At 37.1% G+C, this 13,613-nt stretch carries 12 protein-coding genes and 1 pseudogene; 2 read left to right on the top strand and 11 right to left on the bottom strand.

The annotated features are described in order from the left end of the window. Positions 1–122: pseudogene (locus KHS78_RS11330) on the top strand (IS1595 family transposase); the annotation flags it as partial. A gap of 328 nt (positions 123–450) precedes the next feature. Here KHS78_RS11330 and KHS78_RS11335 read toward each other — a convergent pair. The 8 genes from KHS78_RS11335 to KHS78_RS11370 form a co-directional block, all read right to left on the bottom strand. Next, the gene (locus KHS78_RS11335) at positions 451–1,179 is read right to left on the bottom strand and encodes a class I SAM-dependent methyltransferase (protein ID WP_211828548.1); all 729 of its coding nucleotides are present in this window, start codon (positions 1,177–1,179) and stop codon (positions 451–453) included. A 568-nt stretch (positions 1,180–1,747) separates the two neighbouring features. Beyond that, a complete protein-coding gene (locus KHS78_RS11340) occupies positions 1,748–2,812 on the bottom strand; it encodes a hypothetical protein (protein WP_211828550.1) in 1,065 nt (354 codons plus the stop codon). A 3-nt stretch (positions 2,813–2,815) separates the two neighbouring features. Further along, positions 2,816–3,754 (bottom strand): glycosyltransferase family 2 protein, encoded by a 939-nt coding sequence (locus KHS78_RS11345; protein ID WP_211828552.1) that lies wholly within the window; start codon positions 3,752–3,754, stop codon positions 2,816–2,818. A gap of 2 nt (positions 3,755–3,756) precedes the next feature. Next, positions 3,757–4,620, bottom strand: a complete 864-nt coding sequence (locus KHS78_RS11350) for an SDR family oxidoreductase (RefSeq protein WP_211828554.1) — start codon at positions 4,618–4,620, stop codon at positions 3,757–3,759. 2 nt (positions 4,621–4,622) lie between these two features. After that, positions 4,623–5,027 (bottom strand): WxcM-like domain-containing protein, encoded by a 405-nt coding sequence (locus KHS78_RS11355; protein WP_211828556.1) that lies wholly within the window; start codon positions 5,025–5,027, stop codon positions 4,623–4,625. Continuing rightward, entirely contained in the window at positions 5,015–6,136 is a 1,122-nt protein-coding gene (gene rfbG, locus KHS78_RS11360; RefSeq protein WP_211828558.1) for a CDP-glucose 4,6-dehydratase, read from the bottom strand. The genes KHS78_RS11355 and rfbG overlap by 13 nt, the downstream gene beginning before the upstream one ends. Beyond that, positions 6,115–6,894 carry a glucose-1-phosphate cytidylyltransferase gene (rfbF, locus tag KHS78_RS11365; protein ID WP_211828560.1) on the bottom strand — a complete coding sequence of 260 codons (780 nt, stop codon included), beginning with the start codon at positions 6,892–6,894 and terminating at the stop codon, positions 6,115–6,117. Before rfbF ends, rfbG begins: the two co-directional genes overlap by 22 nt. A gap of 114 nt (positions 6,895–7,008) precedes the next feature. Then, complete coding sequence (locus KHS78_RS11370) at positions 7,009–8,280, bottom strand: lipopolysaccharide biosynthesis protein (RefSeq protein WP_211828562.1); 1,272 nt, start codon at positions 8,278–8,280, stop codon at positions 7,009–7,011. Positions 8,281–8,841: 561 nt separating this feature from the next. On the opposite strand from KHS78_RS11370, the gene KHS78_RS11375 reads away from it, so the two are divergent. After that, positions 8,842–10,050: an O-antigen ligase family protein gene (locus tag KHS78_RS11375; RefSeq protein ID WP_211828564.1), complete on the top strand. Its 1,209-nt coding sequence runs from the start codon at positions 8,842–8,844 to the stop codon at positions 10,048–10,050. Positions 10,051–10,081: 31 nt separating this feature from the next. On the opposite strand, the gene KHS78_RS11380 is transcribed toward KHS78_RS11375, so the two are convergent. The 3 genes from KHS78_RS11380 to KHS78_RS11390 all read right to left on the bottom strand — a co-directional run bounded on the left by KHS78_RS11380 (position 10,082) and on the right by KHS78_RS11390 (position 13,577). Continuing rightward, positions 10,082–11,065 (bottom strand): glycosyltransferase family 2 protein, encoded by a 984-nt coding sequence (locus tag KHS78_RS11380; protein WP_211828566.1) that lies wholly within the window; start codon positions 11,063–11,065, stop codon positions 10,082–10,084. 224 nt (positions 11,066–11,289) lie between these two features. After that, entirely contained in the window at positions 11,290–12,153 is an 864-nt protein-coding gene (locus KHS78_RS11385) for a glycosyltransferase family 2 protein (RefSeq protein ID WP_211828568.1), read from the bottom strand. Continuing rightward, on the bottom strand, positions 12,150–13,577 hold the full coding sequence (locus KHS78_RS11390) for a mannose-1-phosphate guanylyltransferase/mannose-6-phosphate isomerase (protein ID WP_246506382.1): 1,428 nt from the start codon (positions 13,575–13,577) through the stop codon (positions 12,150–12,152). Before KHS78_RS11390 ends, KHS78_RS11385 begins: the two co-directional genes overlap by 4 nt. Between the last annotated feature and the right edge of the window lie 36 nt (positions 13,578–13,613).

Genomic DNA, 13,613 nt, shown 5'->3' on the forward strand with positions numbered 1-13,613 from the left:
ACTGTTATCGATTTAACCGGCGCTTTGATTTGAAGGCGATGGTATCAAGGCTGGGTTACATGGCTGCGCGAACCTGCCCCATGCCAGCAAGGCTTCTCAAGCTGGCTGAGCCACAGTGGTAATCAGGAAGAGCCATTAACGTTCACTCTTAGGTCGTTACGTGTAACGTTGCATTGAAATTGTGGAAGCAGTCATATGGACATCATACATTCTATCAATAATCCTGACTCTAAGAATTAAGTCTACTTATACAATACGGTTCAATTAGTTCAAAATCGTGCTCTGCAAGTATGAAACTCAACAAATCTATAAAAAATATGACCTATTACCAAAAAACTTTTTAGTCATAATAGAAGTCGATCTCTCTAGTAACAATACTTCCAATTACCGTACTTCATGGGGCATAGAACTTATCTTTATCTCTGGATTCAGCGCAAAGTTAATTGAAATTTATTTGCGTGCTTCTATATAAAGAGAGCCTGGCTTATACTGGTTTCCATCACTGTCATTATCCAAACCATATTCATTCCAATTTGGAATCTGGCTTGAATTGTATTTTTGCTCGAAAACTTCTTTATATCCGCAGCATATTAATTTTTCTTTCAAGTTTATTCTATCGTACATCCACTGATGATTTTCACCTCTTCGTCGAGAATCACCAAGAACAATTTTTTCAAGAAATCGTCTTAATGGTTTCTGTTGACTTGTACCAAATGATTCCTTTCTTACTGACTGTTCAATCATTGAAGCAATATAAGAATCGTGTTTTTTATGTTCATCTGGGTTTATTTCACACAAAGCGATATGATCGACATAAGCACTACAGATCTCTTCTAAATTTGGAACTACAATGCGATGTATACCCCCGACCTTAAGGACTCTTTTAACTTCTATTAAGAACTTTTCTGCAACATCTCTGTCCAGATGTTCAAGCATATGTGAATGGTAAACTACATCAATCGAATCTGAGCTGAATGGTATACCTTTGGCTAGATTATATACCATAATATTGTCTGGGAGTGATCTAAATCTATTTAAACGTTCTCCCCTGAAAAACAGAGGTAAAAATGATGACAACATCTTCTTATTTTTTAGTCGTAAATAAATTGACCAGTCAATGTTAGTTACACCAATCTTATCGCTAGTTTTTACACCACAGCCTAAATTAAGTATCTTCATAGCACTCCATATTTATATATTTCTAAATGTTGAATATAAGATTAGTGAAGCCTGTAAAAATTTATGAATGAATAATACAATATTTTCATTTTGCACTGATTAGTTCAGTTTAAACTTCATACAGACGTGTTAGCTATGTCACTTTTACAAAACATAGCATCAATAGTATTCATAGATCCTTTTAGCTCTAATAACTCTAACAATTCAGAGATGGCTGTAAACAAATTGCTAATTTCGTCGGTCTTAATCTAGCCAAGAGCAACATCATCGACCACTGCAAAAACGCTTACTATGTGGAAAAACACACATCTGCGACCTTTGTCGTACAAGCTTCTGGCAGTCTTTCCGTCTATTACAATGACTTCATTATGAATGCCTTGGTGACAGGATTTCGTCCAGTCGAAAAAACTTTTAAACTTCCTAGGTTTCACGACACTGTCAGTTTTAGCTGAAGTCAATTGTCTACGAAATCATTGGTATCAATACATTCATGATCTTCCTCTGCAGCCTTCTGGCTTGATCGCTTATGGAATAATGATACGAATCCAGGCCATTTTAAATTTTGAACCTATGAACATTTTTTAAAGATTACCATATGCCTATTAACTAATAATTTCATCAAATTAGCTCTTAAATCATCTAACGTTGTTTCATTTGTAACACATAGATCAGAATCTTTTTGCTCTACTTTTTTAAAAACAATCCCACCTCTCTCCATTACCTTATGCTTATCTTTAATACCTTGAATGTTGTTTTTGTAAAAGTCCCAACAATAGATAAAGCCTTCTTTTTGCATATTGGTTAATACAGCCTTTAATTTATTTTTATCTCCTGCATTAGAAAAATATACATTAACAATAAAACCACACTGCCTTGTAAAGTATGTCCGAATGTAATCATTTACTCGTAAGAATGTTACGAATAACATTTTGTATTTAAGAGAATGGATTTTTTTAAAAAAAAATTTAAGCCTTACTCGAAACATCAGCTTTTTAAATAACTTATAGTTTTTATTTTTTAGCTGCTCAATAGCATTGATCATCTCTTGATCAAAAAATTGTAAAACAATATTTTTAAAATCTTGATTATAATCAGAGTATTTTAAAACTAGCTCCCTGTATCTTTCTATCTTATCCTCATATAGCTTGCGATTTTGCAACAACTTATTCACCTGAAACATTCTATAGATATTCTGAATAGATGTATTTATGTGATAAATATTATTGTTTTTATTATACTCTCTAGACTCTATCAAATACTCTTGATCCCAAATGGGTAAGCCAAGCAAAATTAAACTATTAAATAAATCTATTTGAATATAGGTGTTACTCTCAAAATGATATGCTCTAAAAACATTAATATGGAACGTTGATTCTGATGATTTAGACCAATGATCACATTCCGTTAAATAATCCCAACCTAAGCTCTCACATACAGTTATTAAAATGCTTCTACATTTATCTATTTTTTTACTATCTATAACTAAGTCTATATCATGCGAAAAAAACGGGAACTTTTCATAATTGCGTAATATTGCATACTCTACTCCTGAATCATTTAGCAAAGAAAATAATTTCAGTACAAATTTACTTTCGACTGATTTGTGGAGATTGCATTCTATAATTTTTACCATGCTTTATCTTCTAATAACTTGACTATAAATTCTTTTGAAAAAAAACTCTGGCTTGATAAGCATTGATAAAAACAAGTTTGGCATCAACCATAAATATTTATTTTCTCCGAAACAGATACCTGCTTTTTTATAGAAAAGCATTGCCCAATCAGTTCTTAGTTTTCTTATTCTATAAAAGATATTTCCCCAAATAGATTCACAGTACACATCCCATGAAACCTCTTCCGCCCCTTTCCGTCTAAGTCTCATATTATAGTTGATAAAATGTGTTTTTTTTCTTTGTAACATTAGTCGTTTTACAGAGTCAGAGCTATCATGCACTCTGTATTTAAATAAGAATTCTGGTATAACTACAACAGCTTTTCCTGCTTCAGCAATTCTGTACCACAGATCAAGATCTGCTGCTGGAACAGTGTAAGATCGATAACCACCTGCTTTATAGAATGTGGGCAAATGAATTATAGCCGTAGGATCAATTAAACCTATCGTCTCGTTAGTACTATTTAGCTTTTTAAATTCTTCTATAGTACGAGCACCAAATGTACTGTTTGCGAGAATTCTACCTTTTTTATTTATTTGCTTCGCCCAAACACCAATAGCGCCGAGTTCATTGCCATATTTTAATACTGCATCGATTTGTTTCTCAAGACGGGTCGGTTCTGATATATCATCAGCATCCATAAGGGCAACCCATTCTGTTGTTACTTGTTCAAATGCAAGCATTCTTCCTTCAACATAGGTATAGGGGAGAGTGTTCGTTATTACTTCTATACGAGAATCCTGGTTTCGATAATACTCAAGTATCTCAGCAGTTTTATCTGTTGAATTATTATTAACAATAATGAATTTATAATCTCTATATGTCTGATTTAGTATGCTCTCTATAGCTTCTGATAAATAAGGCTCACCGTTTTTAACGGACATAATGACAGTCAGTAACATAGTTATATTTCCGAACTCTTCAGTATATTTATATATTTTTCTAGGCTTTCATTCCAATCGCCCATAATATTTATACCCAGCAAATTGAGTTTTAAGTTTTCAGCAGATTCATTGTATGATACAGGAGCCACCCGCTTGAACATTCCTTCTGGAGCTGGCTCTACCTGACAGTCTAGGTCAAATAGCGAAATGATTTTTTTAACATACTCGAACCGTGTTACGTTATTAGCAAAATTAACACAGTTGTAAATACCATGATATGGCCCTTCTATAAGTATATTTATTTGACTTGCTAGATCATCAACATATGTTGGATTGCCAACCTGAGTTGGATCAGAATATATCTTGCTATTTGATAAAGCTTCTAAATACCTTTTGTAAACGAAATTTTTTTCATTTTCGATACTACCACCAAACAGCCAACCAGTTCTTATTACAAGGAATCTATTTAAATGATTGATTACTATTTTTTCAGCTTCAAATTTTGACTTGTGGTGTATTGTCGTCGGTATAGCATTATCAAATTCATTGTACGGATAGTTTGTTTTTTTTGTTCCATAGATTCCTGTACTTGATATGTAAACGAATAAAACATCATTATTAATGCAATAGTCGACCAGGTTTTGTGTACCTATAATATTGACTAAATAAGCCTTATCTTCATCAATCTCTGACTGTTCAACATTTGTATATGCAGCAGCATGGATGATAACTTTTGGTTCAATATCTTTGAGTGTGCTGTTTGTTTTTTCTCTATTAGTAATATCTAATTCTTCACGACCAAAAGCAAAAACCTCATGATTTTTTAATATTTTTGATAGTGAAGAGCCCAGCATGCCGTTTGAACCCGTTATTAGTACTCTCATAGCTACCACATATAAGGAATATCATTTAGTTCGCGTGTTTCAGACTCGTGTGGATCATGCTCAATATTGGCTATATTCAGGATAATGCTATCGCGAGGCGATAGCCCCCTAAATGCAACCCAGATACTTGGCGATACAGTTAACCTAAAGTAATTTTTAGGTGACAATACAATTCTTTCAAACTCAATGCCATTATACAAAACAAACTCAACTTCACCTATTGGTACTATTAGGTTTAAAGTCATCTCGTTATGTTTTTTCCACCCCTTAATGGCTCCCGTTTTTATTGAAGAGAAATAAGCTTCACCAAATCCAGCAAAGCCATTATCACTTTTTTTCATCGCATGGTATATATTGCCTTTAGAATGCGTAATTTCTTTCAGAGGCGTTATTATCAGCCCGTCCATGACATTTTCTTACCTGTTGCAATTTCATGGTATTTGCAAATTTGCTTCTTAGTAAGATCAAGCATATCGTCTTTTCCTTGATAAAAAGCAAAGTACCATTCACTAACAAACTTTATGCATTCCTGATAATTCAATGTGGCTTCCCATTTCAAATTAAATAACGCTTTATCACAATTCAGCTTCAAAAGACCTGCTTCATGAAATGGTAAATTATCTGTCACAATATAAGCGTCTTCTGGCTTGTTAAAATCCCAATAGCCAGATAAGTCATGAATCAGCTCTCTTACCGTATGATTTACTTCAGATCTAGGGCCAAAATTATATTGTTCTCCATCATTTTTAATGTTTTGAGCCAAATTCTGCCCCAATAGCAGGTAGCCGCTTAATGGTTCGAGTACATGCTGCCAAGGCCTGGTTGCTGCTGGACAACGGATTTCAACATGCTCAGAGCTACTCCAAGCCCTCATACAATCTGCTACGATCCGGTCAACAGCCCAATCACCACCTCCAATCACATTACCAGCTCGCCCTGTAGCCATGCGTATATGTTCATTCTCTCCACTAAAGAAAGACTGCTGATATGCATGAAATATTATTTCAGCAGCACCTTTGGAACCACTATAAATATCCCGGCCACCCATATGATCGGTTTCTTTATATCCCCATACCCACTCAACGTTTTCGTAGCACTTGTCACTTGTTATTATTACAGCATTACATGGATGATTAAGAGAACGTAAACACTCTAGTAAATTTGCTGTACCAATCACGTTAGATGAAATTGTCTCTAATGGCTGTTTATAAGAAATTGAGACAATCGGTTGAGCAGCCAAGTGGAATATGTAATCTGGTTGAAAGGCTGTGATAACCTCCTTCAGATGTTCTAAATTTCGTATATCACATATATTATGATTTATCTTTTTCTCTAAACCAAGCTCTTCAAACATTGATGGCTTCGTAGGTATATCTTTTGAAATACCACAAACTATGGAACCTAATTCCAGCAACCATGTTGTTAGCCAGCTTCCCTTAAAACCTGTGTGGCCTGTTACAACTACCTTTTTTCCGTTATAAATATTATCAAACATCACTGTACCCAAACCTTCCATGGAGCCTTACCGTTATCCCACATTTCAGTCAGCTTTATTTTATCCCTAAGCGTATCCATTGGTTTCCAGAAACCATTGTGTTTATAGGTGTAAATTTGCCCCTCATGTGATAGACGTTTCAAAGGCTCTTGCTCAAATACTGTAGAATCATCATCATTAATATAATCGAATACAGATGCTTCACAAACAAAATATCCTGCATTTATCCAGTTGCCATCTCCTTTTGGCTTTTCCATGAAACTCTCCACTTTGTCATCTTCAGTTGTTATCAATGCTCCGAAGCGGCCTTCTGGTTGCGAGGATGTCATAGTCATTGCCTTACCATGACTTTTATGAAATTTGACTAGTTCTTTAATATTGATATCCGAAACGCCATCGCCATAAGTAAGCAGAAAAGGATTATTACCAACTATCTTTTGAGCTTTTTTTATTCTAGCGCCTGTCATAGCATTTAACCCCGTATCAATGAGCGTCACCTTCCACGCTTCACTTGTGTTCTCTAGTATTTCCATAGAGTTATTTTTTAGATCGATCGTTACATTACTTTGATGTAAGAAATAGTTAGCAAAATATTCCTTTATAAGATAGCCCTTGTAACCTAAAAGGATTACAAAATCATCATAACCGTGTTCAGAGTAGAGTTTCATTATATGCCATAGAATAGGCTTACCACCAATTTCCACCATTGGTTTTGGACGAATATCCGTCTCTTCGCTTAATCTTGTACCGTAACCGCCTGCCAACAATAATACTTTCATATTACTCTCACTTGGAATTTGTTTGATTAGTGTTTATTGAGAATTAGAGCTTATTAATTATATCTACAAATTGAAACGAATAATTGGCGGCAAATTTCAGAATACCTCATTGAGCTATGTATGATTTTTGCCAAGCCTCGCTATATTAATCAATAAGTAGACGCCTAGAACGCAGAATATTATTAATTGAGACAATATACTTCCTATAATTACGCCTAGCTCACTATATGAAGTAATAATCGGCTTCGCACTAAGTAAAGAGAAACCCGTAGATATAATATATCCATAAAAAATCACACTGTTTTTCTCAACAGCTCTTAGCCCTGCTCTTATGGGCAAGGATAAATATGACAGGCAGTACAAAACTCCAAACCAGTTCATCAGGTAGGAATATTCCAAGTACTCTTCACCATAGACAAGCGTTATAAGTGGCTCTGAGAATAAAACAACAATTATAATAATTAAACCAGTACCAATCCCACCTATACAAACAAGCTTCAGTAGATAATTTTTTAATTCTTTTATCCCTTTACGGAGTGCTCGGGTAGCCTGTGACGGAACAAAATTCTCCATGGCCTGAAATAATATGTGTGTTATACCAATAATGTTCTGACAAGCTTTTACAGCGCCAACGGCTATAGGGCCTAGTAACACACCCGCGACAACAAAGAAGTAATTACCTGTTGTCCATTGCAATAGTGCCGAACCTAGTAGCCATTTAGAAAAATCAAAGTTTTCCTTAAAGTTTAATAGGTGATGAGAGTGAAACAGTTTGATACTATTTCTTATTCTGAACGAAGGTACTATTGCGACTAAACTCACAAATGTAATTGCATAAAGCGTATTTGTTATAGTCAGTTTACCAAAGTAATAGAGGAGAAGAAATACAGATATCCTACCAAGATAGCTGATTGAATCACTTAGAAATGCTTTTGTTGGTTGTGATAATGTAAAAAAGAGTCTTCTAATAAAATCCTGTATTTGAAAAGCAATAAGAACAGAGAAAACTGGCACAATATATTCACTGATCTCACTAATACTTTCAAATTGATTTTGAAAAAAAATGCCAATACAAATTATGAGCAGATAAATTATGATCCATAACAGTTGGATAAATAGCATTGAGCCATAAAACTCTTTTAGCTTGTCACCCTCGTATTTCGGAGATAAACTCATCAATGGCTGTATTATCGTTGCGAGCTGTAGGCTGTTAAAAAATAAGACAACTAACCATGCAAGCGTGAAAACCCCATAAGATTCAATACCTAAAAGTCGCGCCAAGACAATTCCGGTTAAGAAATTCGCCCCACTAACTAATGTTTGATCAGCAATTGCCCAACTCACTTGAGAATTTTTCAATATCCGATTTTTTACATATGAAATCATGCAATGCGTTCACTGAAATCTATCATTGTTATCATGCATACAAACATCAACGTGACCTATTTTAACTATACAGTAACCTTTACAATGCAAATCCTGCCAGTATCGAAAATAGTATTCATCATTTGCATTCCTATTAGAGAAATGAATTCTCAACAAATTCCTTTTTTGCTATCGATAAAATCTATAGGAATACAAGCTCAAATAAACCTGCGTTATAAAATGCAGTAATTTATCTTTTAATAAAATTGTCTCTAGCCACATAACAAGGTTCGCACAAAAATCTACACGTTATCATTTAAGTCGATAAGTGTTTTCTAAAACCTTTATATATTGAAGTAATAACGCCTCGTTTTTCAATAGACTATTGAATGATAGTATTACTAGCTTCGCATACACCTTAGTAAGTACTTTACGAAAAAACCACACAACATCCTAGTTGGAGATTAATCTCTCTGACTGTTGCGTATTATAGTGATAACATTAGCGCCTTTCATTTATTTCTCATGACCACGGTACAGCAGCTTAATGAATAACATACTACTTAACGACTCGACCTCAAACATGAGGCACTTAGACAAGGCTGATGACTTCATCACCCGCTACCTCCTGCCATTCGGTCTTTTCGTCCAGCTAACCGCCATTACCTGGCTTGGAAAAGGTGGTGCTATATCTCAAACATACGTCTGGCTTATCTTGCCGGCCTTCATTTCAGCTCTATTGAAACTCCGGCATTTTCGTCACCTCAAACCTGGTATCCTTGAAGCAGCCTTTTTCATGTTTGTTGCCTGGGCTGCATTATCCTGGTTTTGGAGCGATACCGAGACAGAGCTTAATGACTTATTAAAGCGTTGTCTGTATGTACTGTTGTATGTATATGCTATTGTCCAATGCGCTAAGGACGCCTATAAACTGGAAAAGCTGCTGTTATTGGCGACGCTTGTTATCACCATCAGTGCTGCTTTCGCACTCATCAACCACTACATCATTCAAGATCACCAACTTGCTTATCGTTCATATAGACTTTTTAGTATGGGAATAGGTAAGTATGGTGATTTCAAACATCCCATCAATGCAGGTATTTTTTATGGTGTTTATGCTGTTTATCTCTTTACCTGGTTAGCTACAAGGGCAAAGACAAAACTTGCAATGACCGCTGCAATTATCGGAATCAGTGTTCTGTCTTTCTATGTTCTGATGACATGGTCAAGAGGCCCCATCATTGCGCTCATCACGTCTTTTGCTGTGATTTCTATTGTTATACGTAATTCAAAAACCAATATCGCCCTACTGGTTGGAGCATTGGGCGTATTATTTGTTGCGGTAAATTATGGCCATGCTCTGCTTTCACCAAAAATATTCGACACTGGTATGAATAATCGTACTAACATATGGCAGGCAGTAATTGAACTAATACGTCAATCCCCACTAGTTGGCTACGGTTTTGAACACCAAACCAATATTTGGATTGGTAATTGGTTAGTCCCTCACGCACATAACCTGCCTCTTCAAATGGTTCTTAACTATGGTTTAGTCGGGATAACTTTACTTATAGCAATGGCTGTCGGCATGCTCTTAGCCATAAAACGCTTTTGGGGCAATCCTCTGGCAAAATATGCATTTGCCTTAATGCTATTTGGAAGTGTCAGTATGGTATCTGATGTTTATAGCCTGATTAACCGACCAGGTGAATTCTGGCTGATTACATGGTTACCATTAGGTTTGGCTATTGCTGCAAAGCAAGTTCATTTAACTAAACAGCACACAAAATAGTATTACATTTTTAGGGTGACTCATCTTCACCCTAAATTTTCAATGCTGTTTTAATACCCAACTCCAATTTCTGCCTTGCAGTTGGGTTTTCTGCACTTTTGAGAAACAAATCTTTTACCATGAAACCATGAAATGCATTCTTTTTGCAGACTTCATAATACTTATCATTCAAATAGCTTAGGTTAATTTTATTTATAGAAAGGTAATCTCTAATCTTCCCAATAAAACTACTATAATCAATAAGATCCTGAAACGAACTTCTCTTTCGTGATTTAGACAATATATAGTTAGCGCTTAACTCTTGATTGGTAAAGATCCCACACTGCTCTCTAAGAAAATAATCGGTTGCACTTATTGTTGACGCTACCTGCTGTTGTTTTTTTTCTTTTGACGTTTGTTTTCCATGCACCCTGTAATTCAAAAGAATATCAGGACAATTTCCCAATCTGTAATTAGAGCCAAATGCAATATCTAACCAAAGAGCAAGATCTTCAGCATAGGGAAATCTATTAGTATAAGAGTGGGATCGTAGAACTTCAGCCTTCATCAAGACTGTCGGATGTGGAATTGTCTTTCCATAAAGTGCAAGATTAGTAATCAATTCATCATGGCTTGTAGGGTACTTTTTTATTCTAGAGCTACTACCAAACAGTTTCATTGCACTACCACAGAGATCCAGATTGTTTTCATCCATGAATCTCAGTTGAGTGGATAATCTATGCCCCATACATATATCATCTGCATCCATCCTCGCTACAAAATCACCGTTTACGTGCTGAAAACCATAATTTAGCGTATCAACGATTCCGCTATTTTCTTTTTTAAGAAAAACTATCCTTTTATCTTCTTTTTCAAAACCACGTATGATTTCAAGACTAGCATCCGTAGAACCATCATCTACGATGATAAATTCTATTTCTCTATAGTCCTGATCAAGAACAGAGCGAATTGCGTCAATAAGGTACAACTCTGCATTATGAACGGGCATTAACACACTGATCAGTTTTTTTTCCATTAATTCATTACTACTTAATAAGTATTATGCACGATAACATAGCACATTGAGACAATTGACATTCTTCAAATAATGAATGGATTATATATCAGCCGTGCGCACATAATTTCAGTTGAGAACATATGGCCATTACTGATTATTACGCACTCCCCACCTCACAACAGGTGGGCATGTTTAACGGTAGTAAGAGCACCAATCAAAATCATCTTATTCACAGCTAGAAATTAACCGGCAATCAATCTCACAACACCTTTTGATATTTTAAGTGGCGCATCAAAAAATGATATCTGACCCAGCAGCTCTTTCGCAAATAGTTTGTCTCGATTAGCGGTTTTGACAAACGTGCTTATGAGTAATCGTTTTTTTACTTCATTGTACTTTGGATGAGACGCATACGAGCCAATAATTCTCAGTTCATTTTCAAGCATGGACTTATAGTTAGAATGGAAGTTTCCGGTATGTTTACGATAATAGGCCAACACGTCATTTAAAATATAAATTTTATGCCCTGCATGTGTAATCTTAAGCCACATATACAAGTCTTCGATGCGTATGTCCGGATCATAGTGACCCACTTCATCAATAACCGATGAACGAATCATAGCAGTAGGCGCAGCAGGACCTGGAATTTTACGCCAGAACAAATCATCAAAATCAACTTCGCGAGCCGGTCTAATCTTCAGGCTTGACGCAATCTCTCCTGTTTCACTAATCGCAATCATATTACCGGCACAGACAGCAACATCAGGACGGGACTCAAGTAATGCTACTTGCTTTTCAATACGATCAAGAAACATCACGTCGTCCGATGCAAAGGGACAAATATATTGTCCTTTCGCGAGTGAAAGACCTTTGTTCAACGTGCCATTGAGCCCCATATTCTGCTGGTGCTCATAATAAAAACCGTGTTTTTCAGAAAGCTCTGCCAATATAGCCGGGCTGTTATCCGTTGAACCATCATCCAACACAATGAGTTCGATATTGGAATAGGTCTGATTCAGTATGCTGTTTATTGCATCCTTCACATAATTCTGGTGGTTGTAGCACGGTACAAGAACAGAAACTAAGGGTAGCGCTTTCATATTCATCGGGTACGGCCGTAATTATCTTCCAGGCGGACGATATCATCTTCACCAAGGTAGGCGCCGCTCTGCACTTCGATTAACTCCAGATCAACTTTACCCGGATTTTCAAGACGATGAATTGTACCAATCGGAATATATGTCGACTGATTTTCTGTCAGTAATATTTCCTGCTCACCATTGGTCACCAGTGCCGTGCCACGCACTACGATCCAGTGCTCCGCACGATGATGATGCTTCTGCAGCGAAAGGGTTGCTCCGGGTTTGACGGTTATTCGTTTGACCTGGAACCTATCACCCGCATCAATCCCATCATAATGCCCCCAGGGACGGTACACTTTTCGATGAGCACACGCCTCACTGCGTTGCGACTGAAGTAGTCTCTCAACAATCCGCTTTACATCCTGTGACCGGTCTTTACGAGCCACGAGAACCGCATCATCTGTGTCAACCATCACAAGATCATCAACACCTACGGCTGCAATCAACTTGCGGGATGAACGAATATAATTGTTATGGCAATCTTCCAACATAACATCGCCATTCACTACGTTGCCCTGACCATCTTTTTCGGTAATTTCCCACAGGGAAGACCATGATCCTACATCAGACCAGCCAGCGTCCAAGGGGATAACTACGGCATCTGCCGTATTTTCCATTACAGCATAGTCAATTGAATCTGATGGGCAGGATTCAAAAGCGGTCTTTTCCGGGCGTACAAAGTCCAGATCAATGGTCGCGTCAGACATAGCCTGTCTGCATGAAGACAGAATATCAGGGCGGAACGTTTCAAGTTCTTCAAGATAGCGGGATGCTTTTAACAGGAACATGCCTGAGTTCCAGTAATAGGCACCTGAATCGATGTATTCAACCGCTGTCGCTTCATCCGGTTTTTCGACAAACGCTTCAACAGAATAGATACATCCGCCATGAATGTCCCTGTCTTGTACAGCCTTGATATACCCGTAGCCTGTTTCAGGCTTTGTTGGGACTATCCCGAAGGTCACCAGCTGCCCATCATTTGCCGCCGGTATCGCCTGGGAGACAGCCTGCTGAAATGCTTCTACATCACGGATGTCATGGTCTGCAGCCAGAACAAGCAGCAACGGATCTTCATCACTATGATTTGATAAAGCTCTCAGCGCTGCAATGGCCAGCGCAGGCGCAGTATTACGGGCACAGGGCTCAAGAATAATGCTTGAGTAATCCTGCCCGGCTGCACGCAATTGCTCAGCCACAATGAAGCGGTGATCCTCATTACAGATCACCATAAGTGCCGAGCAGTCACTGATACCAGCCAAACGGCCAACTGTATTCTGAATCATGGATTCATTACCAGTTAACGGTAGAAACTGTTTGGGGTATTGCGCGCGTGACTCAGGCCATAAACGACTTCCTGAACCGCCGCTTAATATGACGGGTATTAGCAAAATATTCTATCCTGTTTAGCGTCTGGCCAGGGTCTT

Source organism: Kistimonas asteriae (assembly GCF_018263925.1).
Classification (GTDB): Bacteria; Pseudomonadota; Gammaproteobacteria; order Pseudomonadales; family Endozoicomonadaceae; genus Kistimonas; species Kistimonas asteriae.

Coding starts and splice junctions, on each gene's coding strand:
- KHS78_RS11335 (WP_211828548.1), bottom strand. CDS start 1,179: ATGAAGATACTTAATTTAGGCTGTGGTGTAAAAACTAGCGATAAGATT.
- KHS78_RS11340 (WP_211828550.1), bottom strand. CDS start 2,812: ATGGTAAAAATTATAGAATGCAATCTCCACAAATCAGTCGAAAGTAAA.
- KHS78_RS11345 (WP_211828552.1), bottom strand. CDS start 3,754: ATGTTACTGACTGTCATTATGTCCGTTAAAAACGGTGAGCCTTATTTA.
- KHS78_RS11350 (WP_211828554.1), bottom strand. CDS start 4,620: ATGAGAGTACTAATAACGGGTTCAAACGGCATGCTGGGCTCTTCACTA.
- KHS78_RS11355 (WP_211828556.1), bottom strand. CDS start 5,027: ATGGACGGGCTGATAATAACGCCTCTGAAAGAAATTACGCATTCTAAA.
- rfbG (WP_211828558.1), bottom strand. CDS start 6,136: ATGGAAGGTTTGGGTACAGTGATGTTTGATAATATTTATAACGGAAAA.
- rfbF (WP_211828560.1), bottom strand. CDS start 6,894: ATGAAAGTATTATTGTTGGCAGGCGGTTACGGTACAAGATTAAGCGAA.
- KHS78_RS11370 (WP_211828562.1), bottom strand. CDS start 8,280: ATGATTTCATATGTAAAAAATCGGATATTGAAAAATTCTCAAGTGAGT.
- KHS78_RS11375 (WP_211828564.1), top strand. CDS start 8,842: ATGAGGCACTTAGACAAGGCTGATGACTTCATCACCCGCTACCTCCTG.
- KHS78_RS11380 (WP_211828566.1), bottom strand. CDS start 11,065: ATGGAAAAAAAACTGATCAGTGTGTTAATGCCCGTTCATAATGCAGAG.
- KHS78_RS11385 (WP_211828568.1), bottom strand. CDS start 12,153: ATGAATATGAAAGCGCTACCCTTAGTTTCTGTTCTTGTACCGTGCTAC.